Annotated in this window: 17 protein-coding genes; 5 read left to right on the top strand and 12 right to left on the bottom strand. The window is 69.7% G+C overall.

The genetic code is table 11. The features are described from left to right. Positions 1-30: 30 nt before the first annotated feature. Both JE033_RS09320 and JE033_RS09315 read left to right on the top strand, forming a co-directional pair. On the top strand, positions 31-567 hold the full coding sequence (locus JE033_RS09320; protein ID WP_090151272.1) for a YbhB/YbcL family Raf kinase inhibitor-like protein: 537 nt from the start codon (positions 31-33) through the stop codon (positions 565-567). Between the two features lie 76 nt (positions 568-643). After that, positions 644-1390, top strand: coding sequence for a hypothetical protein (locus tag JE033_RS09315; protein WP_200331166.1), 747 nt, complete (start codon positions 644-646; stop codon positions 1388-1390). Here the strand turns inward: JE033_RS09315 and JE033_RS09310 are convergent. The 6 genes from JE033_RS09310 to JE033_RS09285 form a co-directional block, all read right to left on the bottom strand. Continuing rightward, positions 1342-2634 carry a M1 family metallopeptidase gene (locus tag JE033_RS09310; RefSeq protein WP_200331165.1) on the bottom strand — a complete coding sequence of 431 codons (1293 nt, stop codon included), beginning with the start codon at positions 2632-2634 and terminating at the stop codon, positions 1342-1344. The genes JE033_RS09315 and JE033_RS09310 overlap by 49 nt on opposite strands. Before the next feature lie 20 nt (positions 2635-2654). Beyond that, positions 2655-6641, bottom strand: a complete 3987-nt coding sequence (locus tag JE033_RS09305) for a Pls/PosA family non-ribosomal peptide synthetase (protein ID WP_200331164.1) — start codon at positions 6639-6641, stop codon at positions 2655-2657. Positions 6642-6794: 153 nt separating this feature from the next. Next, positions 6795-7778 carry a site-specific tyrosine recombinase XerD gene (locus tag JE033_RS09300; protein WP_200331163.1) on the bottom strand — a complete coding sequence of 328 codons (984 nt, stop codon included), beginning with the start codon at positions 7776-7778 and terminating at the stop codon, positions 6795-6797. After that, entirely contained in the window at positions 7778-8461 is a 684-nt protein-coding gene (locus JE033_RS09295) for an NUDIX hydrolase (protein ID WP_200331162.1), read from the bottom strand. Before JE033_RS09295 ends, JE033_RS09300 begins: the two co-directional genes overlap by 1 nt. Further along, a complete protein-coding gene (locus JE033_RS09290; protein WP_370567940.1) occupies positions 8454-10148 on the bottom strand; it encodes a CTP synthase in 1695 nt (564 codons plus the stop codon). The genes JE033_RS09295 and JE033_RS09290 overlap by 8 nt, the downstream gene beginning before the upstream one ends. A 44-nt stretch (positions 10149-10192) precedes the next feature. Then, positions 10193-11455 carry an AI-2E family transporter gene (locus JE033_RS09285; protein WP_090151296.1) on the bottom strand — a complete coding sequence of 421 codons (1263 nt, stop codon included), beginning with the start codon at positions 11453-11455 and terminating at the stop codon, positions 10193-10195. Positions 11456-11600: 145 nt separating this feature from the next. On the opposite strand from JE033_RS09285, the gene JE033_RS09280 reads away from it, so the two are divergent. Continuing rightward, positions 11601-11969 (top strand): helix-turn-helix transcriptional regulator, encoded by a 369-nt coding sequence (locus JE033_RS09280; protein ID WP_200331161.1) that lies wholly within the window; start codon positions 11601-11603, stop codon positions 11967-11969. Continuing rightward, positions 11966-12628: a cation transporter gene (locus tag JE033_RS09275; protein ID WP_090151302.1), complete on the top strand. Its 663-nt coding sequence runs from the start codon at positions 11966-11968 to the stop codon at positions 12626-12628. Before JE033_RS09280 ends, JE033_RS09275 begins: the two co-directional genes overlap by 4 nt. Here the strand turns inward: JE033_RS09275 and recN are convergent. Genes recN through JE033_RS09245 form a run of 6 tightly spaced genes read right to left on the bottom strand, consistent with a single transcriptional unit; the run spans position 12620 to position 18693 of the window. Further along, positions 12620-14311 carry a DNA repair protein RecN gene (gene recN / locus JE033_RS09270; RefSeq protein ID WP_200331159.1) on the bottom strand — a complete coding sequence of 564 codons (1692 nt, stop codon included), beginning with the start codon at positions 14309-14311 and terminating at the stop codon, positions 12620-12622. The genes JE033_RS09275 and recN overlap by 9 nt on opposite strands. Beyond that, entirely contained in the window at positions 14308-15234 is a 927-nt protein-coding gene (locus JE033_RS09265; RefSeq protein WP_090151307.1) for an NAD kinase, read from the bottom strand. The genes recN and JE033_RS09265 overlap by 4 nt, the downstream gene beginning before the upstream one ends. Beyond that, positions 15231-16169, bottom strand: coding sequence for a TlyA family RNA methyltransferase (locus JE033_RS09260; RefSeq protein WP_200331157.1), 939 nt, complete (start codon positions 16167-16169; stop codon positions 15231-15233). The genes JE033_RS09265 and JE033_RS09260 overlap by 4 nt, the downstream gene beginning before the upstream one ends. Then, positions 16156-16395: a hypothetical protein gene (locus tag JE033_RS09255; protein WP_200331937.1), complete on the bottom strand. Its 240-nt coding sequence runs from the start codon at positions 16393-16395 to the stop codon at positions 16156-16158. The genes JE033_RS09260 and JE033_RS09255 overlap by 14 nt, the downstream gene beginning before the upstream one ends. A gap of 40 nt (positions 16396-16435) precedes the next feature. Further along, the gene (locus JE033_RS09250) at positions 16436-17476 is read right to left on the bottom strand and encodes an HAD-IIA family hydrolase (protein ID WP_200331155.1); all 1041 of its coding nucleotides are present in this window, start codon (positions 17474-17476) and stop codon (positions 16436-16438) included. Beyond that, the gene (locus tag JE033_RS09245) at positions 17476-18693 is read right to left on the bottom strand and encodes a hypothetical protein (RefSeq protein ID WP_370567939.1); all 1218 of its coding nucleotides are present in this window, start codon (positions 18691-18693) and stop codon (positions 17476-17478) included. The genes JE033_RS09250 and JE033_RS09245 overlap by 1 nt, the downstream gene beginning before the upstream one ends. Between JE033_RS09245 and JE033_RS09240 the strand changes: the two genes are divergently transcribed. Then, positions 18664-20058, top strand: a complete 1395-nt coding sequence (locus JE033_RS09240) for a hypothetical protein (protein ID WP_200331153.1) — start codon at positions 18664-18666, stop codon at positions 20056-20058. The two genes, JE033_RS09245 and JE033_RS09240, sit on opposite strands and share 30 nt — an antisense overlap. Positions 20059-20119: the final 61 nt, after the last annotated feature.

Below are 20119 nucleotides of genomic sequence, written 5' to 3'. Positions count from 1 at the left end.
ACCTCCCCCAATCCGCAACAAGAAAGGAACATCGTGACCTACGATCCCTACGACGCGCTTCCCGAGGTCGCCGCGTTCGACCTGACCTCCGCCTCATTCGCCGACGGTGACCGGCTGCCCCTCGCTCAGGTGGGCGGGATGCTCGGCTCGGGCGGCGAGGACCGCCTGCCGCAGCTCTCCTGGAGCGGGGCGCCCGAGGGCGTGCGCAGCTACGCGCTGACCTGCTTCGACCCCGACGCCCCGACGGCCAGCGGATTCTGGCATTTCGCCGCCTACAACATCCCCGCCTCGGTGACCGAGCTCGAAGCCGGCGCCGTGCAGCTCGACACTGTGACCGACGCCTTCCCGGCTGCGGCTCGAGTGCTGCGCAACGACGGCGGCGTCGCCGGCTTCGTGGGCGCCGCCCCGCCCCCCGGGCACGGCGACCACCGCTACATGTTCGTCGTGCACGCGCTGAGCGTCGAATCGCTCGAGCTCGACGAGCTCGCGTCGCCGGCGCTCCTCGGGTTCCAGCTCTTCGGCACGACGCTCGGCCGCGCCCGCATCACCGGCACCTACGGCCACTGAGCTGCCAGGGGCTCGCGCTGGTCGGTGGCGGTGCATTCCGATCAGCGCGAGCCCCGCAGCCGGGTACGCTCGTCGCGTGCCCTCCCCCGACCCTCCGCAGCGAGCCGAGACGCACGTCGAGCCCGCGCCGTTCGGCGTTCGCCTGGCCTGGCAGGCACTCGCGGCGGATGAGGATCGCCGGGACGTCGCCCACGCGCTGCTCGCCTCGATGCTCGCGCCTGCCGACCCGGGCTCGGTGCGCGTCACCCGCCAGTGCCCCGCCTGCGGCAGCAGCGCCCATGGCGCTCCGGTCGCGCGGCTGCTGAACGCCACTGCCAGCACCAGCACCAGCACCGCCGACGCCACCAGCCCGCCCGCCCCGCTCATCAGCATCAGCTATGCGCCGGGCCTCGTCGCCGTCGGCGTCGCCCCCGCAGGCGCCCTCGCACTCGGCATCGACGTCGAACTCGACTCGCCGAGCACGCGAGCGCGCGTCGCTGAGGCGCTCGGGAGCACCCGCCCGCCCCGAGCCCGCGAGATGAGGGGCGCCGTCGCCGCCTGGACCCGGCTCGAGGCGGTCGCCAAGGCTCGTCGCGCGGGGCTCCGCGGCGCCTACGCAGACGCGTCGTTCACGATGCTCGGCGACGGCACCTGGCGCGCAGACCCGTCACCTGCCGGCGCCGACGATCCGGCACAGGCTCTCACGTTCCACGGTGCCGACCGGCGCATCACGCCGGCGCCGAACGGCGCTTCTGCGATCCTCAGCCTCGCTTGCGCTCCCCGACGCCCGAGTGCTCAGTCGGCCAGCCCGACCACCGGCAGCTCGGGCAGGGCCTCCGCGTAGATCCATGATTCGAGGACCGCGTCGACGCGCACCGGGCTCAGCGACTGCGCCAGCGCGATGAAGTCGGCCGTCGCCACGAGCCGATGTCGATACGTGCTCGCCCACGCGAGCAGCAGCGCACGGAACGGCCCCTCCCCCATGACGCGCCGCAGCGCCTCGAGCAGCAGGGCCCCGCGCTTGTACACGCGGTCGTCGAACATGTCGGTGGGGCCGGGATCGGCGAGCAGCAGGTCTTGCGGCAGCGCCGCGAGGAGCGCGTGGTGCTCCGCGGCGAGCGCGGCGATCGTCGGGCCGCCCGATGCCTCCGACCAGATCCACTCGGAATAGCAGGCGAAGCCCTCATTGAGCCAGATGTCGTGCCATCGGGCGACCCCCATGCTGTTGCCGAACCACTGATGGGCGAGTTCGTGGGCGATGAGCCGCTGCTCGCTCGGGGCCTCGTGGTTGCGGCCGAAGGTCGCCATGCCCTGCGCTTCGAGGGGGATCTCGAGCTCTTCCTCGGTCACGACGATGGTGAGATCCTCCTGCGGGTACGGGCCGAACCACTCCTCGAACGTCTCGATGATGCGGGGCACCGGGGCGAAGGCGCGCTGCGCGAGGCGGGCGCGGGCGGGCGGCGCGACGAGTCGCGCGCGCGGGCCGAGCCGGTACTCGGCGTACTCGCCGACGTGCGCCGCGACGAGGTACGTCGCGGTCGGCACCGAGCTCGTGAAGGTCCGGGTCGTCTTGCCGGATCGGGCGGTCGCCCTGCCGGGCACGCCGGTCACGGCTACGAAGAAGCCTCGGTCGGTGGTGAACGAGATGGCGTACGTGGCCCGATCGTCGACCCGGTCGTTGCACGGGAACCACGTCGGAGCCCCGGTGGGCTGGGAGGCGACGAGTGCGCCGTGCTCGAGCTCCTCCCAGCCGAGCTGACCCCAGCGCGAGCGGCGCGGCCCCGGGCGGCCGGAGTAGTCGATGTCGAGCTGCAGGAGCGAGCCGGCGGCGACCCGCTCGGCGAGGCGGATCGTGATCGCGTGCGCCGACTGCTTGACGTGCCGCTGCAGCGCGCCGTCGACGCGCACCTTGTCTGCGCTCAAGCCGATGAGGTCGACTCTCAGCTGATCCGTCTCGACCAGCACCCGCACATCGAGCCGCGCGCGGCCGGCGAGCCGGTTGGTGCGGGGCGTGTACTGGAGCGCGAGGTCGTAGTGGGCCACGGAATAGCCGGGGTCGCCGCTCGTCGGCGTATAGGGGTCGCTCATCGTCGTTCGGAACCGCACGGTCACTTCGTCGACTGGTAGGCGCGCAGTTTGAGCGCCCGCCACGGGCCGATGGGATTGCCGCTCCAGCGGGATCCGACCGGCACGCTCTCGCCCCGCATCACCAACGACGCTGGGCCGACGGTGGCGTGCGCGCCGATCACGGCTGCGGGCAGAATGACGCTGTGCGGGCCGAGCGTGGCCCCCGCGGCGAGTTCGACGGTATCCATGCTCATGATTCGATCATGGAACAGGTGCGTCTGCACGACGCAGCCCCGGTTGACCGTGGATCCGTCGCCCAAAGTGACGAGATCGGGCTCGGGCAGCCAATACGACTCGCACCAGACCCCGGAGCCGACCTTCGCTCCGAGCGAGCGCAACCAGACGGCGAGCGCCGGGGTGCCGGTCGCGGCGCGCGCGAACCAGGGGGCGGCGAGCATCTCCGTGAAGGTGTCGCTCACCTCGGTGCGCCAGACGAAGCTCGACCAGAGCGGCGCCTCGCCTGCACGAATCGGCCCGACGATCGTCCACTTCGCCAGCGTCGTCACCCCGGCGGCCACCGCCCCGGCGGCGAGCATCACGGTCCCCGAGAGCAAGATCGTCCAGACCGGCCCCACCGCTGCCCAGAGCCAGGCGAACGCGAACAGCACCGCGATGCCGAGGGCGACCGTGACGAAGACCGCGGCCATGCGCCCGAGCTCCCAGAGCGCGCGGGCGACGCGGAGGCCGGCGCCCGGATGGTACGTGCGACTGTCGTCGCCGCCCTGGGCGAGGCGTCGCAGTCGCACCGGCGGTGACCCGAGCCAGGACGAGCCGGCTTTCGCCTTGCTGGGCGCGACTGAGAGCACGGCGACGAGCGAGTCCTTCGGCACGCGGTGACCCGGACCCGCCATACCCGAGTTGCCGAGGAACGCGCGTTTGCCGATGCGCACCGGCCCGATCCGCATCCATCCGCGATGCAGTTGGTACGAGGCGACCATCGTGTCGTCGGCGAGGAAGGCCCCGTCATCGATCCGAGTCATCGCGGGGATCAGCAGCACGGTCGACGCCTCGACGTTGCGCCCGACGCGTGCGCCGAGCAGCCGCAGCCACACGGGGGTGATGAGGCTCGAGTAGATCGGGAACAGGAAACCGCGGGCCGCGTCGAGCAGCCGCTCGGTGCTCCAGCTCTGCCACCCGACGCGGCTGTGCACCGGGAAGGTTCCCTCGACGAGCCCGATCGCGAGCAGACGCACGAACAGCAGCACGGCACCCGCGTACACCGCCCCCGTGACGAGCGCCGCGGGCACGAGCCACGCGAACGCGGCGACGAGGGCGCCCCCGAGACTGTCGGCCCCGCGCAAGCCCGCCGCGATGACGAGCCCGCCTGCGGCGAACGCGGCGAACGGCAGCAGCGCGAGCACCACCGACGAGAGCCCGTAGGCTGCGCGCCACGCTGGCCGATGCGGTGGGCGGCTCTCCGGCCACTGATCAGCGCGACTCGCGCCGATGCGCACCGCCGGCGACCCCGCCCAGGTCTGCTGCGCCTTCACCCGGCCGAAGACGGCGGATCCGGGGGCGATCTCGGCCCCGTCATCGATGCGGGTGCCCGGTGCGAGCGTGCTGCGCGCACCCACGGTCACGTCGCTGCCGATCCTGACCGCCCCGATGCGCAGCAGATCGCCGTCGATCCAGTACCCGGTCAGATCGACCTCCGGTTCGATCGCCGCGCGGGCCCCGACCGCGAGCATGCCGGTGATCGGGGGCAGGGTGTGCAGGCTCACGTCTGCGGCGATCTTCGCGCCCAGGGCGCGCGCGTAGACGGTGATCCACGGCGCGCCCGCGAGGCCCACCGCATCGATCTGCTGGGCGAACTGCTCGGCGAGCCACAACCGCAGGTGCACCGCTCCGCCGCGCGGGTAGTCGCCGGGCCGCACCCGGGCGAGCAGCACGCGCGCGACCGCCGCCGCGATCGCCATCTTGCCGAAGGGTGTCGTGAGCACGAGGATCGCCAGTAGTACCACCCAGATCGGCGCGCTCGGCAGCACGTCGAACCCGGTCGTGAGGTTGAGGGCGGTTCCGGCTGTGAGCAGAATCACGAGCCACCGCAGGCCGCTCGCGATGAAGAGCGGCGCCCCTGCGAGGGTCTGCAGCCACTGCGTGCGGCGCGGCGTGGGCGCCGGCTCGTGGAACCCGCCGTCGTCGTGCGCCTCCGCGACTGCCGAGATCGCTTTCGCCATCGCCCCGAGCCGCGGCACATCGTAGATGTCGGCGACCGTGAATTCCGGCACGCGGGCCCGGATGCGGGACACGAGCTGCGCCGCCGCGAGCGAGCCGCCGCCGAGGTCGAAGAAGTCGACATCCGAACCGGGCACGGCCACCCCGAGCACAGCCTGCCACTGCGCCGCCAGCCACTGCTCGCTCTCGGTCAGACCCGTCGCCGCCGGAGCGTGCACGCCGGGCAGCGGCCAGGGCAGGGCCGCCCGGTCGACCTTGCCGGAGGTGCGCATGGGCAGCGAGTCGACGACGGCGATCAGCGGCATCACCCCGGCGGCGAGCCGCTCCGACAGATGCTCCCGGGCGAGCGCCCGGTCGAGCGGTTCGTCGCTCTCGACCACGAGGTATCCGACGAGTACCGGAACGCCCGCTTCGCTCGAACGCACCGCGGCAGCAGCTGCGGTGACCCCGGGCAGCTCTTGCAAGGCGTTCTCGACCTCGCCGAGCTCGATGCGGCGGCCGCCGACCTTGACCTGGTCATCGGCGCGTCCCAGGAATACGAGCCCGGTCGGCTCGTAGCGCACGAGATCCCCCGAGCGGTAGGCGCGCTCCCAGCCGAGCTCGGGCATCGGCGCGTACTTCTCGGCGTCCTTCGCGGGGTCGAGGTACCGCGCCAGGCCGACGCCCCCGATGATGAGCTCTCCGGACTCTCCCGGTGCGACCCGGCGCCCCGCAGCGTCGACCACCGCGAGGTCCCAGCCGTCGAGGGGCAGCCCGATGCTGATCGGCGAGGCGCCGTCGAGCGGGCACCCGCAGGCGACGACGGTGGCCTCGGTCGGACCGTACGTGTTCCACACCTCGCGCCCGGCCTCGACGAGCCCGGCCGCGAGTTCGGGCGGGCACGCCTCGCCGCCGAAGATCAGCAGCCGCACGTGTTCGATCGACTCGCGCGGCCACATCGCGGCGAGCGTCGGCACGGTGGAGATCACGCTGATGTTCTGCCGCACCAACCACTGGGCGAGGTCCTCTCCGGCTCGCACGATCGCTCGCGGCGCGGGCACGAGGCAGGCCCCGTGCCTCCAGGCGAGCCACATCTCCTCGCACGAGGCGTCGAAAGCGACGGAGAGGCCGGCGAGCACCCGATCGCCGGGGCCCAGCGGATCCTGCTGCAGGAACATGCGCGCCTCGGCGTCGACGAACGCGGCGGCCGAGCGGTGGGACACGGCGACGCCCTTCGGCACCCCCGTCGAGCCAGACGTGAAGATGATCCAGGCGTCGTCATCGGGGGTCGGGTCGACGGCGACCTGCTCCGGCTCCGGCGCTCGTGGATCGAGTTCTCGTGGTTCGGGTTCTCGTGGTTCGGTTTCTCGTGGTTCGGGCCCTGCGCGGTGCACGAACCCATCGTTTCCGACGATCCCGACGACCTGAGCCTCTCCGAACACGAGGCGCGCTCGTTCGTCGGTGTCGTCGGCGTCGACGGGAACATACGCGGCGCCCGCCATCATGATGGCGAGAATCGCGATGTACAGCTCCTGCGATCCGGAATCGATGCGCACACCGACGCGGTCGCCGCGGCCGACACCCGATGCGCGCAGCCCCGCGGCGCGAGCCTCGACCGCGACGACGAGCTCGCGGTAGCTGAGCGCCCCCGCCCCCGCGTCGATCGCGGACGCGTCGGGATGCGTCACGGCGGTCGCCCTGAGGATGTCGATGAGCGTGCGCTCGGGTGCGGCATGGGTCGCGCGGGTCAGCGGAACCTGTGGGTGCTCGCTCGGCGTGGCATTCAAGAGACGGTATCTTTTCGCTGGTCGCATCGGGGCCGCAGGGTGCCGATGCTCGGGCAGCGCGGACGGTCTGCTTCGAATATGTCACCTGAGACCCGCGGCGCGTTACCCGAATGCGGAGATTTCGGCGCCGAGCACCGAACCTTTCCCGTTCGGCCATCTGCCGTTCATTCGCGAGCGCTCCTATTTCGCGCGCGGGTGCGCCAGCAGGTAGTGCTCGCGGAGGGTATCGGCGGTCACCTGCGTGTAGATCTGCGTCGTCGTCACCGAGGCGTGCCCGAGCAGCTCCTGCACCGTGCGCACATCGGCGCCGCCCGCCAGCAGGTGCGTGGCGAAGGAGTGGCGCAGCGTGTGCGGGGAGACCTCTTGGCTGAGCTCTGCGCGTTCGGCGGCGGCCTTGATCACGAGCCACGCGCTCTGCCGCGAGAGCCGCGCTCCCCGGGGCCCGACGAACAGCGCCGGCGTGCCCGCACCGCGCGCCGCCATCGCGGGGCGTGCGCGCACGAGGTAGGCGGCGAGCGCACGGCCGGCGTAGCTGCCGTAGGGCACGATCCGCTGCTTCGATCCCTTGCCCGTCACCTGCACGAACCCGCCGGACCCCAGAGCGGTGTCGGGATCCTCCACCGCGTCGGCCGTGCCGGGCGCGGCCAGCAGGTCGTCGACGTCGAGCGCCGTGACCTCGCTCACCCGTGCCCCGCTCGCGTAGAGCAGTTCGAGCAGGGCGCGATCTCGCAGGCCCACCGGGTCGTCGCCGCCCGCGGCCTGCAGCAGTGCCTCGATGTCTGCGAGGGGCAGCGCCTTCGGCAATCGCTGGGCGCGCTTCGGTGTGCGCACGCCGCTGCCAGCGTGCGCGTCGAGCAGGCCTTCCTCGAAGAGAAACCGGTGCATGCCGCGCACCGTCGAGAGCCGCCGCGTGATCGATGCTGCCGCGAGCGGCGGCCGGATTTCGCCGTCGGGTGTCCCGTGCGGACTCGCAAGGTCGGCCACGTACTCCGACAGGGTCTCCGGGGTCACGCGCGTCAGATCGGGCACGCCCCGCGCGGCGAGCCACGCTCCGTACGCGACGAGGTCGCGTCGATACGCCGAGCGACTGTTCGCGGAGAGTCCGAGCTCGAGCGCAACGTGTCGCAGGTACCGCTCCGCACCTTCTTCCACGCTGAGCGGCATCAGCGCGAACGCTCTCCCCGCACGGCGTCGCGCCCCGTCCAGGGGAGCTCGGGGTCGCGCAGCGGACGCCAACCCCGTGCGCGAGCGGCAGCGGCGGCGAGCACGGCATTCGCGGTGACCGTGTTCTGCACGCGACCGTCGAGCACCGCGTCCACCACGTCGTCGAGCGGCACCCACTGCGGGCGCAGTTCGGCCTCCTCCTCCGAGCGCACGTAGTCGTGCGCAACAGGCGAGAGCCCGCGTGCGAGGAAGACGCGCATCGCCTCTGTGGAGCTGCCGGGCGCCAGGAACAGGTCGAGCAGCAGATGCCAGCTCTCGGCCTGAAGGTCCACCTCCTCGGCAAGCTCGCGTCGGGCTCCCGTGAGGGCGGATTCGCCGGGGACGTCCATGAGTCCGGCTGGAATCTCCCAGAGCCGGTGCCCCGTCGAGTGCCGGTACTGCTTGATGAGGAGCACGCGATCCTCGTCGTCCATGGCCAGCACGGAGACGGCGCCTGTGTGGTCGAGGTACTCCCGCGCCAGTTCGGCTCCCCCGAACGCGACGCGATCGCGCCGCATGTCCCACACCGCTCCGTGCGCGAGCACGGTGCTCTCGGCGACGCGGACGTCGTCGGCGCGCTCGTCTGCGAGGGGACTGAACGCGTCAGGCCCTTCGCTCGCGGCCGCGCCGACGGCGTCACTCACCGTTGTCGACCTCGAAGAGCTGCGCGGCGTCCCGGCGATGGATCGCCGCTTCGACGAGCCCGGCGAACAGCGGGTGGGGCGTCCCCGGGCGGGAGCGCAGCTCGGGGTGCGCCTGAGTGGCGATGTAGTACGGGTGCACGTCGGTCGGCAGCTCGACGTATTCGACGAGCGCACCGTCCGGGCTCGTCCCGGAGAAGGAGAGACCGGATGCGCCGATCTCGTCGCGGTACCGGTTGCTCACCTCGTAGCGGTGGCGGTGACGCTCCGTGGCCGTCGGCGCCCCGTAGAGCGACGCCGCGAGGGAGCCATCGGCGAGCGCGGCCTCGTAGAGTCCGAGGCGCATCGTGCCTCCGAGGTCGCCCCCGTCGATGATGTCGACCTGTTCGGCCATCGTCGCGATCACGGGAACCGGCGTCTCAGGATCGAACTCCGTGGACGATGCGCCATCGAGTCCGGTCACGTTGCGCGCGTACTCGATCACCATGCACTGGAGGCCGAGGCACAGGCCGAGCGTCGGAATGTGGTTCTCGCGGGCGAAGCGCAGTGCCCCGAGCTTGCCCTCGATGCCGCGAATGCCGAAGCCTCCGGGAACGCAGATGCCGTCGACGTCGCCGAGCGCCTCGAGTGCGCCCTCGGGGGTCTGGCAGCTGTCGGAGGGCACCCAGCGGATGTTGACCTTGGTCGAGTGCGCGAACCCGCCAGCGCGCAGCGCCTCGGTGACCGAGAGGTAGGCGTCGGGGAGGTCGATGTACTTGCCGACGAGCGCGAGCGTGACTTCGCCCTTCGGGTGGTGCACGGCGTCGAGCACCGGCTGCCAGCCCGACCAGTCGACGTCGTTCGACCGATCGGAGAGGCCCAGGTTCTCGACGATGATGCTGTCGAGGCTCTGATCGTTGAGCAGCTGCGGCAGATCGTAGATGCTCGGAACGTCGATGGCGTTCACGACGGCTTCCTCGTCGACATCGCACATGAGCGCGATCTTGCGCAGGTTGTCATCGGTGACCGGGCGGTCGCTGCGGAGCACGAGCGCGTCGGGCTGGATTCCGATGGAGCGCAGAGCGGCAACGGAGTGCTGCGTGGGCTTCGTCTTCTGCTCGCCTGAGGCGCCCATGAACGGCACGAGCGAGACGTGCACGAAGAACACGTTCTTGCGGCCGAGCTCGTGCCGCACCTGGCGCGCGGCTTCGAGGAACGGCTGCGATTCGATGTCGCCGACCGTGCCGCCGACCTCGGTGATGATCACGTCGGGCCGCGGCGTCTCGGAGGCCTGCAGCCGCATGCGGCGCTTGATCTCGTTGGTGATGTGCGGGATGACCTGGACCGTATCGCCCAGGTACTCGCCGCGACGCTCCTTGGCGATGACGGTCGAGTAGATCTGACCCGTCGTGACGTTGGCGGCCTGGGAGAGATTGATTCCCAGGAACCGCTCGTAGTGACCGATGTCGAGGTCCGTTTCCGCACCGTCGTCAGTCACGAAGACTTCGCCGTGCTGGAAGGGGTTCATCGTGCCCGGATCCACATTCAGATATGGATCGAGCTTCTGCATGACGACGTGCAATCCGCGCGCCGTCAACAGATTTCCGAGACTCGCAGCCGTAAGGCCCTTTCCCAACGAGGAGACGACACCTCCGGTCACGAAGATGTGTTTGGTGATTCCGGCCTGGTCCGCGCTCTGCTCTGTTCCCACGGGCTTCAATCTTATCAGTTCAACTCGGACAAATGGCGACGGATCTAGCGCAGCTCTTGCCGCGGCACCCAGACCTGCTTGACGATCATCAGCACCGCCGCTGTGACGGGGATCGCGATGAGGGCGCCCAGCAGGCCGAGAAGCGTGCCGCCGGCGAGCGCACCGATGACCACGAGGGCCCCCGGCACGGAGACGACGCGGTTCATGACGCGCGGCGTCAGCAGATACGACTCGATCTGCATGTAGATCAGGTAGTAGATCGCAGCGATGATTGCGGTCGTCGGCTCGTCGAACAGCGCGACGATCGTGACCAGCACGGTGGCGACGACCGATCCGATCAGCGGGATGAGGGCGAGGAAGAACACGCCGACAGCGACGAGGCCGGGGAAGGGCACGCCGACGATGGACATCATCACGAATCCGAGCACCGCATTGATGAACGCCAGGATGACCATTCCGTTGACGTATCCGCCGACCGACTTGGTCACCTGCTCGGTGATGTCTATCACCTTCGCGCGGCCCGATCTCGGCACCAGCGAGTAGAAGGCGCGCTTCATCGATTGCAGGGAGGCGAGGAAGTACAGCGACAGAATCAGTACGATGAGCCCGGCGGTCACCCCGTTGGCGATGCCGATGCCGGCTTGCCACACACCGCCGGCGACCTGCGCCCAGTTCTCCGGATTGCTGACGAAATCCTGACCGATCCCGAGCAGCTTGTCGAAATCGATGAATTGACCGAAGCGCTCGTTGAGATCGAGGAACCACGGTTGCCGCATCACGTCTCGGACGAGCCACGGAGCGCTGCGCACCAGGAGGGTGATCTGGTTCGCGATCATCGGGATGATGATGGCGAGCAGCCCCGCGATGATCAGCACGAAGCCGCTGAACACGATGCCGATGCCGATGGGACGCTTCACTCCGCGCCGGTGCAACGCGCGCACCAGCGGATCCAGGCTGAGCGCGACGAACAGCGCAGAGGCGACGTACATGAGGATCGTCGTGACCTGCTCGACCATCCCGCCGAACACCAGTGCCACGAGCACGCCGAGTGTGATGGTGAAGCCGAGCTGGAACGGCCCCCGGATCACGAACTCGCGCGTGTGAGCTTTCGCCCGTTCTTCACGGGCGTCGACCGCGGCCTCACGGGCGTCGCGGTACATCTCACGCGTGTCGGAGTCCATCTGCTCCATGTCGGCGTGCTTCACGTCTGGATGCGAATCCAGATACGCAGCCTTCGTCGCCGCATCGTCGCTGATATCCGGTTTCCTCGGGCCCTGAGCGCCGAACCGGCCGAACAACTTCACCATGTGGGGAGCGTAGCAGTCACCGCGGACATCGCTGCGCCGCGAGCGCGGACGCCGCGCGAGGCCCGCCGAGCTCGCCCGGGCGGGCCTCGGCTTCCGAGCTCGGGCCACCCTGCCCATTGGTCAGCATCCGATGTATAGTCAGTGCATGCTGAACACTACTTCTCGCCTCGACGCCATGTCGCGACTGGGGCGCGCGATGTCGGACCCGTCGCGGGCGCGAATTCTGCTGGCGCTGCTCGAGTCGCCCGACTATCCCGCTTCGCTCGCAGACTCGTTGGGGCTTTCCCGCACCAACGTGTCGAACCATCTCGCGTGTCTGCGGGGGTGCGGACTCGTCGTCGCAGAACCGGAAGGGCGACGCACCCGTTACGAGATCGCCGATCCCCATCTGACCGCGGCGCTGGCCGAACTCCTGCAGGTCACACTTGCCGTCGACGGCGGCGCACCCTGCGGCGACGCCGCCTGTACCGTCGCGGGATGCTGCGGCGCCGTCGGTGCGAAGACGAGCTCATGACCACCGGCTCCGAAGCGCCCGTGGCCGTCGCAGCGCGACCGGCACCGCCAGCCCCGGCCAGGGCCGGTGTGCTTCGGCGCCGCATCCGCATCGTCGTGGCGTGCACGATCGCCTGGAACATCGTCGAAGCCGTGATCGCGCTCATCGCCGGAGGCATTGCCTCCTCGGCCGCACTCATCGGCTTCGGCCTGGACTCGATCGTCGAGGTGCTCTCGGCTGCGGCGGTGGCGTGGCAGTTCTCGGGGAGCGATCCCGAGCGCCGCGAACGCACGGCCCTGCGCATCATCGCCGTCTCGTTCTTCGCTCTCGCCGCCTACGTGTCGGTCGATGCGGTGCTGTCACTCACCGGTTTCCGCGAGCCCGAGCACTCGACCGTGGGAATCGTGCTCGCAGCGGTCAGCCTCGCCGTGATGCCGGCGCTGAGCTGGTTCGAACGCCGCACCGGCAGAGAGCTCGGTTCGGCATCCGCCGTCGCCGATTCGCGGCAGACCCTGATCTGCAGCTACCTTTCGGCAGCGCTCCTGCTCGGTTTGGTGCTGAACAGCACGCTCGGGTGGGCGTGGGCGGACTCGATCGCCGCCCTGGTCATCGCGGCTCTCGCGGTGCGCGAAGGCGTTCAAGCCTGGCGCGGTGACGCGTGCTGCGCGCACTCAGATTGATTCACGCAATGCCAGGAGTTCGGCGGCGTGCTCGAGTGCGCTCCCGGAGTCGCTGAGGCCGGAGAGCAGACGCGCCATCTCGGCGAGTCGCGCGTCTCCGTCCAGACGCCGGCAGCTGCTCTCTGTGAACCCACCCGCCGAGTCTTTGACGACCTGCAGATGGTTCGACGCGAAGGCCGCGACCTGCGCCAGGTGCGTCACCACGATGACCTGAGACGTGCGCGCGAGGCGCGCGAGACGCCGACCGATCTCGATCGCTGCGGCACCTCCGACGCCCGCGTCGACCTCGTCGAACACGAAGGTCGGCACCGGATCGACCCCGGCGACGACGACCTCGAGCGCGAGCATCACGCGCGACAGCTCTCCCCCGGATGCGGTCTTCGCGACCGGCCGGGGGGCCGCGCCGGGATGCGGACTCAGCAGCAGCTGCACGTCGTCGCCCCCTGATCCGCCGAGCGTCGCCGCCGGCGACACCTCGACGACGAACTCGGCGTCGGGGAGCGCGAGCTGCCGCAGCTCTGCCGTGACGAGCTCTGACAACCGCACGGCCGCCGCTGTCCGCTGCTCTGTCAACCGCGCAGCAAGGTCGCGCTCGCGCTCCGTCTCGGCTTCCAAGCGCTCCGACAGCTCGTCGACCAGGCCGCCGTCGCCGTCGAGCTCCGACAGACGCTCGGCAGCGGTCTCGGCGGTGGCGATCACCGCGGCGCTGTCGGCCCCGTAGAGCCGGAAGAGCCCGTTCAGCGCCGCAAGGCGATCGTTCGCGCGCGCGAGCTCGCCGGGGCCTTCCTCGTCGAGATCGCCGGCGTAGGCGGCGAGCTCGGTTGCCGCATCCGCGATCTGGAAGCTGACGCCCCGCAGCGTTTCGAGCACGGCCGCGAGCCGAGGGTCGAACTCGGCGACCCGCTCGAGCTCGCGCACAGCGTCGTCGACCAGTCCGCCAGCGTCTCTCACGAGCGGCTCGTCGGATTCGCTCGCCAACGCCTCGTGCGCGGCCGACGTCGCGGCGCGCAGTGCCTCGACGTTGCTCAGCAGCTCGATGCGGCCGGCGAGCTCGATCTCCTCGCCCGCCTGCGGGTCGACGGCGGCGATCTCCTCCAACTCGGCGCGCAGGCGCTCGGCTTCCGCGGTTCGTTCGTCGCGTGTTTCCGTCAACTCCTGCACGCGCGCGCTCAGCTGCTGACGCTCCTGGTGGCTGACCCGATACTCGGCGAGCGTGCGAGACAGCTCCTCTCCCCCGAAGCGATCGAGCGTCTCGCGCTGCGCTGCGGTCGATTTCAGGCGCAACTGCTCCGACTGCCCGTGCACCGCGAACAGGCGATCCGCGAGCCTCCCGAGACTTCCCACGGGGGCGCTGGCTCCGCCGACACCCGCGCGACTGCGTCCTTCCGCGCTCACGGTTCGGCTGAGCACGAGCTCATCGCCTTCGATCTCGCCGCCCAGCTCGTCGACGATGTCGGCGACGATCGGATCGGAGGTGCGCACGATGCCGTGCACGCGCGCCTGAGTTGCACCGGCTCGCACGGCACCGGCGTCACTGCGCTCCCCCATGAGGAGCCCGAGCGCGCTGACGACCATGGTCTTGCCGGCGCCGGTCTCGCCGGTGATGGCCGTGAACCCCGCGCCGAGCGGCACGGTCGAGTCGACGATGACCCCGAGATCCCTGATCCTGAGCTCTTCGATCATGCGACCTCACCTCCGCGACGACTGCCGCGCCATCCTGAGGTCGGCAGGTGGAATTTACGCACCAGTCGATCCGAGAAGACCCCGGCGTTCAACCGAGCGAGCCGCACCGACTGCGCGGATCGGCTGACCGTCACGATGGATCCAGCCGGGAGCTCCGTGCGTCTGCGCCCGTCGCACCACAGGACCCCCGGCCCGATGTTCTCGGGGAGAATGCGCACGCGCAACTCAGAGTCGGTGCCGGTGACGAGCGGACGGTTGAACAACGCGTGAGCGGCGATCGGAACGATGAGCATCGCCTGCACCGTCGGCCAGACGATCGGACCGCCCGCGGAGAAGGCATAGGCGGTGGAGCCAGTGGGGGTCGCGAGCACGACGCCGTCGCACGCGAACGTCGAGATCGGCCGACCGTCGACCCCGATCTCGACCTCGAGCATGCGCCGCTGCTTCTCGACGCTGGCCTCGTTGAGCGCCCAGGTGTCTGCGATCAGCCGTCCGTCCAGGCTCGCGCGAACATCGACGGTCAGGCGTTCCTCGACCGTGTAATCGCGCTGCAGCACACGATCGATGGTCGTCGTGAGATCGAAGCTCTCCATCTCGGCCAAGAATCCGACATGGCCGAGATTCACTCCCACGATGGGGCACTCCGAGCCTCGGAGCAGCTCGGCCGCCCGGAGGATCGTGCCGTCGCCGCCGAGCACGATGGCGGCTTCGAGCTCCGTCACCGCCACGTCCGCACCGAGCAGTGCGATGCGCTCGACTTCGAGGTGCGGAGAGAAGTCGTCCCGGTCTTGCGCGTCGAGCACGGGAACCACGTCGGCGGCGAGCAGCGCGGTCACGGCTTCGACTGTCGCGGCGACCGCCTCATCGCGGTGCGTGTGCGACACGATCAGGATCCGCCGTGGTTCGTCGACCTGCATGCTCATCGCCCTTCGTCCGCTCGTGCTGTATCGATGCTCTGCCGCGCTTCGGGAGCCCCTGTGAGCTCGGCGATGCGCGCCTCCCATTCTGTCGGAAGCGCATCTGCAGCGCGCACGAAATACCCGAGGAACTCCCGGTTTCCGTGCGCCCCGATCACCGGTGAAGCTGCGAGGTCGCGCAGTGCGAACCCGTGCTCGGCAGCGGCCTGGAGCACGGTGCGGACCGCGTCGCCCCACTGCGCGGGCGAGGTGACCACGCCGTCTTTCACGCGACCCACTTCGAACTGCGGCTTGATGAGCAGCACGAGCTCAGCTGCAGGTGCCGCGCACGCCGCGATCGCCGGAAAGACGAGCCGGAGCGAGATGAACGACAGATCGGCGACGACCAGCGTCGGGGCGTCGGCGACCCCGGTATCGGCGGCGAGATTGGCCGGCGTGAGTGCTCGCGCATTGCGCCCCTCGACGAGCTTCACGCGATCGTCATCCCGCAGTTGCTGGGCGAGCTGATCGTGGCCGACATCGATCGCCTGCACGATGCGCGCGCCGCGCTCGAGGAGGACTTGCGTGAAGCCGCCCGTCGAGGCTCCGAGATCCAGGGCGACGCGCCCCGAAGGATCGATGGCGAAGGCCTCGAGCGCCGCGAGCAGCTTGTGCGCTGCACGGCCCACGTAGTGGTCGGCCCCGTCAACCGTCACCAGATCGCCCGCGACGACCTTCGCACCCGGCTTTACGGCGACGGCCCCGTTGACCACGACCTGACCGGCGCCGATGAGTTCTGTCGCGCGGCTGCGCGAGCGGGCGAGGCCGAGTAGCGGCACCACCCGATCGAGGCGCTCGGCGGTACCGCCCCAAGTCGCCTGGAGCTCCGCGCTCACGGTCGCCGCGGCATCCCGCGTCTCACCACGATGCGTCTCCGGCTCGCCGCCCTCAGACGGCGCCATGATCGCCTCGCTGCAACTCGGCGAGCAGTTCGTCGTGCACCTGCTCGAATTTCTGCGCACGGTGCGAGAGCGGCTGGGACTCGATGAGTTCGATCCGGCTGAGCAGGCCGTCGTCGGCCTCGCCCGTGCCGAGGTCGAAGGAGCCGGTCGCCGACGGGAGGCCGCTCTCCGCGGCGCCACCCGCCTCAGGGCTCGTCCGCTCCTCGCGATTCTCGGTTTCGCTCATACGTCAAGACTAGCGAGGACGTCGGACACGCACCCGTGGCTCAGCGCCAGTGATCCTCGTACAGAATCTCCGGCACCTTCAGCCCGTAGATGGCGAGACCCGAGGCCCAGATCGCCGCGCATCCCGCCCGCAGCAGGTTGATCGCCGAATCGCCTTCGGCGACGACCGACGCGATGTGGCCGTCCATGCGCACCTTCGCCGTGCCCACCTGGACGGTGCCGTCTTTCAGGCGTTCCGTCGTCGGGTACGGCTCGTGGAGTTCGGCGAGCGTCGCCACGATGTAGTCCGGACGCATGTCTTGAGACGCCGCGACGAGCTGCTTCGGTCGATCGACACCGGTCAGCACGTGCAGTGAGGGGATCCCCGCAGCGAGCGCGCCTTTGATATCGGTGTCGAGTCGGTCGCCGATCATCAGCGCATTGCGTGTGCCGAAGCGCGCGAACGCGGCCTCGAAGATCGGCGTCTCGGGCTTCCCCGCGAACACCGGGAGCCGCTGCACTGCCGTATGCACCGCTGAAACGAGTGTTCCATTGCCCGGAGCCAGACCGCGTGCCACCGGGATCGTCCAGTCGGTGTTCGTCGCGATCCACGGGAGCGGATCTCGCCCCGGCTCCTCCGCGAGCGCGAATGCGGCCTCCGCGAGGTGCGCCCATCCGACATCGGGCGCGAAGCCCTGCACGACGGCAGCGGGATCATCCTCGGCACTGCGAGTCACTTCGAAGCCCGCTTTCCCGAGCTCGTCGACCAGCCCGTCGCCGCCGACGACCAGCACGCGGGAACCGGCGGCGACCGTCTGTCGGAGCAACGAGACGGCCGCTTGCGGGGACGTGACGATCTCTGCGGCTTCGGTGTCGAGGCCCAGCTCGCGGAGGTGCTCCGCCACCGACGCATCGGTGCGGGAGGCATTGTTCGTCACGTACCCGATGCGTACGGCGCGCGCAGCCCGATTGAGCTGCTCGACCGCCTGCGGGATCGCGTCGGGCCCGCGGTAGATCACCCCGTCGAGATCCGCGAGCAACAGTTCGCGGCCCTCGAGCGGGGCTGCGCCGAGCGCAGTGGCACGTTTCCCGAACAGCCCCATCAGTCGCGCTGCTCCGTCCGCTCTTCGGCTTCGTCGCTGACGTCGGTCGGGTCGTCCGACTCGGCGAGCGGCTCCGAACCGTCGTCGGGCTCGGACGCCGTGTCGACGCCGGAAGCGAGGCCGGTGATGCCCGCGGCAGCGAGCAATTCGTCCACCTCGTCCTCGATCGACATCTCCGCCTCGGGCAGCGCCGCCTCGGGCGCTTCAGCTTCGGTCCGCTCGTCTCCGATCTGACCAGCCGGCTCCTCGTCGGCCGGCTCTTCTTCGGCCGGCTCCTCTTCGGCCGGCTCCTCTTCGGCCGGCTCCTCTTCGACCGACTCCACGATCTCGCGATCCGCCTCGATATCGGCATCGGTCTCGTCGGTGCGATCCGCATCGTCCGAAGGGTCTGACTCGTCGGCTGCCTCGTCCACGCCTGCGAACTCGCCGATCACCTCTTCGGCCGCCTCGTTCTCGAGCTCGGCGTCACGCTCCTCTTCGATGGCATCCTCATAGACCTCGAAGACCTCGAGCTCGTCGAGCGATCCATGGTGCGCCTGCAGTGCTCGTGCTGCCTGCTCCGCTCGCTCCAACCATTTCGCGGCCTCAGCAGAACGACCGAGATCCTCGAGCACCGCGGAGTATGCGGCGAAGAGATCGGGGCTCCACGAGAACGCCTTCGTCGGGTTCAGCTCAGGAATCTCGAGCTCGAACAGCGCCTGCTGCGTCTGCCCGAGGTCCAGGCGAGCACCCGACATCGCGATCGCGAGGTGCACCCGCTGCTCGGTGTCCAGGCGCGAGGTGTCCGCTTCGAGTCCGGTTTCGATCGCCTTATCGGGGCGCCCCAAGCCGCGCTCGCAATCGACCATCAGTGCGACGTGGCCATCCAGGCCGCTCAACCGCCGATACGTTCGCAGCTCCCGCAGTGCGAGCGCATAGTCACCTGTTCGGTAGGCGGTGATCGCCAAGGTTTCGCGAGCTACGGGGATGCGGCCGGCTCGGCGGTTCGCCGAGAGAGCGTGCTGGTGCGCGAGTTCCGCGTCATCGTCGATGAGGAAGGCCACCATGGCGAGGTGACGGGCCACACGCTCCTGCACGTCCGCCTGCAGCGTCTTCAGCTCATTGCGCGCCGACGGGTGCAAGTCCTTCGGCTCGACCTCGTCGGGAAGCACCGGGTCCCGGTGATCGGACCGGACCGGTCGGAGTTCATGCTGCAGTCGCTCGGCCTCGGTGAACACACGCTCGCGACCACCGCGGTCACTGCGGCCGGCGCCTCGGGTTCCGCCGCGTCCGTACCCGGGGGCGTCATCGCGCTGCGCACGCTCATCGCGTCCGCCGAAATCGCGCCGCGGAGCGCGATCGCTCCGGTCGTCCCGCTGAGGGCGGCGTGCATCACGTTCTCCGAAATCGCGCCGCGGAGCGCGGTCATCGCGCTGCGGACGATGATCTCCGCGGTCCCCGCGGTCGTTGCGATCACCGAAGTCACGGCGGGGCGCACGGTCGTCTCGGTCACCGAACTCGCGGCGCGGTGCGCGATCCCCCCGATCATCGCGCTGCGGGCGACGGTCGTCCCGATTCCCGAAGTCACGGCGAGGAGCACGATCCCCCCGATCGTCGCGGCGGGGTGCCCGATCATCGCGGTTGCCGTACTGCGGACGCTGCGAACCACGATCGTCACGGTTCCCGTACTGCGGACGCTGCGAACCACGATCATCGCGGTTCCCGTACTGCGGACGCTGACGATCCCCATCGCGCTGCGGACGGCGATCGTCCCGATCACCGAAATCGCGACGGGGCGCACGATCGTCACGATTGCCGTACTGCGGACGCTGCCGATCGCCATCACGCTGCGGCCGCTGCGAACCACGATCGTCACGGTTCCCGTACTGCGGCCGCTGCGAACCACGATCATCGCGGTTCCCGTACTGCTGACGCTGACGATCCCCATCGCGCTGCGGGCGACGATCGTCCCGGTCACCGAAATCGCGACGGGGCGCACGATCGTCACGATTGCCGTACTGCGGACGCTGCCGATCGCCATCACGTTGCGGCCGCTGCGAACCACGATCATCGCGGTTGCCGTACTGCGGACGCTGCGAACCACGATCGTCACGGTTTCCGTACTGCGGGCGCTGACGATCGCCGTCGCGCTGCGGGCGGCGATCGTCCCGATCACCGAAGTCACGTCGAGGAGCACGATCTCCCCGATCGTCGCGGCGAGGTGCCCGATCATCGCGGTTGCCGTACTGCGGCCGCTGCGAACCACGATCATCGCGGTTCCCGTACTGCGGACGCTGACGATCCCCATCGCGCTGCGGGCGACGATCGTCCCGGTCACCGAAATCGCGGCGGGGCGCACGGTCATCCCGATTGCCGTATTGAGGCCGCTGACGATCGCCGTCGCGCTGCGGGCGGCGGTCGCCGGAATCACGGCGACCTTCACCACGCTGATTACGGGGGCCACGATCCGAGGAGTCGTTCCGATCGGGTCGTTCATTCATAAGGTGCCTCCGAGAATCAGCGCTGTTGAGATGTCTATAAAAAGCGAAAGGGTCGTACAGTGTGTGCCGTCTCTGGCTTACACTGTACGACCCTTTCTGTAAAAGGTGTCCGGCGGTGTCCTACTCTCCCACAAGGTCCCCCTTGCAGTACCATCGGCGCAAT

This window comes from Leucobacter sp. L43, from assembly GCF_016597785.1.
Classification (GTDB): Bacteria; Actinomycetota; Actinomycetes; order Actinomycetales; family Microbacteriaceae; genus Leucobacter; species Leucobacter alluvii.
This window is presented reverse-complemented; position numbering and strand designations above follow the sequence as displayed.